The sequence below is a fragment of the Bowmanella yangjiangensis genome, from assembly GCF_017255015.1.
GTDB lineage: Bacteria > Pseudomonadota > Gammaproteobacteria > Enterobacterales > Alteromonadaceae > Bowmanella > Bowmanella yangjiangensis.
Window position 1 is genome coordinate 1 of sequence record NZ_JAFKCS010000157.1, and the last position, 1,835, is coordinate 1,835.

Annotated in this window: 3 protein-coding genes; 2 read left to right on the forward strand and 1 reads right to left on the reverse strand. The window is 68.8% G+C overall.

Features of this window, described 5'->3' with window-relative positions; translation table 11 throughout:
* Positions 1-283, reverse strand: a 283-nt coding sequence (locus J0A65_RS22860) for a hypothetical protein (RefSeq protein ID WP_206596603.1), incomplete at its 3' end; no start/stop codon positions are given.
* 12 nt (positions 284-295) lie between these two features.
* On the opposite strand from J0A65_RS22860, the gene J0A65_RS22865 reads away from it, so the two are divergent.
* Both J0A65_RS22865 and J0A65_RS22870 read left to right on the forward strand, forming a co-directional pair.
* Entirely contained in the window at positions 296-1,405 is a 1,110-nt protein-coding gene (locus tag J0A65_RS22865; RefSeq protein WP_206596604.1) for a sensor histidine kinase, read from the forward strand.
* A partial coding sequence (locus J0A65_RS22870) for a response regulator (RefSeq protein WP_206596605.1) occupies positions 1,402-1,835 on the forward strand: 434 nt, incomplete at its 3' end. The genes J0A65_RS22865 and J0A65_RS22870, both read left to right, overlap by 4 nt.

Sequence of the window (1,835 nt, forward strand, 5' to 3'; positions counted from 1 at the left end):
GGGTCTCCCGTGTCGAGGGTTTTAATGATTTGCAGGAAATAAAAGTTCCTTGCGGGAAATACGATACGACCCTGACGCCGGCCTGCAATTCGCTCGGAAGGAATACCTCCTTGGGGGTAGGCGAACGTTCGTCGCTGCCCCGCAGCGGGGCGTACAGGCGTCGTGCTGGTGCGGTGCGGCGGCGTCGGTGATTTCTCTCAAGGAAATAATCTTTCTTGTCAGTGCTTTGCGAAGCGGCGTTGGGGCATGGAATTTGCTGGTCCCATCCACCATCACGGGCCATGGCGGAGAGCGCATGCTCCAGTTGCTACTGCGTACCTTCCTGGTCGAGCGTCGACCGCGAGACGTGCCGGAACCGCCGGCCTATCGCCAGGCACTCGCCGCATTGCCCCTGCGTCTGTTGCAGCAGGCCGGTGCCGATGCGCCGTTGCTGGAGCTGCTGCCGCATCTGCAGCGAGCATTGCAGGCGGCGGCCGTGCAGCTGTCGTTGCCGCAGCTCGGCGCACCCGGCTGGCGTCACCTGGGGGCAGCGGAAGACTGGGTGGCGGGCGACTGTCCCGCGCACTGCCTCGAGCCGCCCTTGCCGGGCCGGGTGCGCCTCTGCCCGGGCTGTCTGGCCCAGGGTCGCTACCGTGCCCTGGCCGGCCTTTACCAGGAGGACCGGCAGGGGGCGCTGTTGCGGGTGGATTTCCCGCAGCGCCCACAGCTATGGCAGCGCGAGCGCCTGCGTGAGATGAGCCGCCCCCTGGGCGAGGCGTTGCAGGCTTTCGCCGAGGAGCGGCGTCTGCGCCGACGCGAGTTGAGCGCCGAGCGCAGCGTGCTGGCGCGGGAGCTGCACGATTCGGTGGCGCAGCAGCTCAGTTACCTGCAGATCCGCGCCAGCCGCCTGCAGACGGTGCTGGACGAGCGCCAGTACGATACCGCGCAGGTCATGCTCGATGACTTGCGCGACGGCCTGCGGGTCATGCACCGGCAGGTGCGTGAACTGATCAGCAGCGCGCGGCTGACCATGGATGGCCGCTCGCTGCGCCAGGCGCTGGAAAGTTCGGTGGAGGAGTTCTCGCGCAGCAGCGGCTGCGTCTTCAGCCTGGACAACCGCCTGCCGGGCCATGCGCTGCCAAGCGAGGCGCAATTGCAGGTGCTGCAGATCGTGCGCGAGGCGCTGGCCAACGTCGTGCGCCATTCGCATGCGCGGCAGGTGTGGATTCGCCTGTGGCCACAGGGCAGCGGCGCGGTGGTCGAGGTGCATGACGACGGTGTCGGCTTACCGGCGCAGCCGCCCGAGGGCGGGCATTTCGGCGTGACGATCATGCGTGAGCGGGCGGCGGCCATCGGCGCGCAGCTGTCGATCGAGTCGGCGCCGGGGCGCGGCACCTGCGTGCGCCTGCACTGGGGGCGGACATGAGCGCGCCCTTCAGCCTGCTGTTGATCGACGATCATCCGCTGCTGCGTCGCGGGCTGGCCGAACTGTTCGAGTCGTCCGGGGAATTCCGCGTGGTCGGCAGCGTCTCCGGCGGCGCCGCAGGCATCGAGCTGGCGCGGCGCGTGGAGCCGCAGATGATCCTGCTCGACCTGCACATGCCCGGTCTGGATGGCCTGGACACCCTGCACATGCTCAAGCTCGACCTGCCGGCCAGCCGGGTCATGGTGCTGACCGCCTCGGCCGCCCGCGACGATCTGCTGGCCGCGTTGCGGGCAGGTGCCGATGGCTATCTGCTCAAGGACCGCGAGCCGGAGGAACTGCTGGATGCGGTGCGGGCCTGTGCCAGTGGGCAGGCGCGGCTCGATCCGGCGCTGTCGGCGCTGCTGGCCGGCGGCATGCGCGATGACGTGTC

Excerpts from the sequence above, each read along its gene's own strand:
- J0A65_RS22865 (WP_206596604.1), top strand. The coding sequence starts at position 296 with ATGCTCCAGTTGCTACTGCGTACCTTCCTGGTCGAGCGTCGACCGCGA.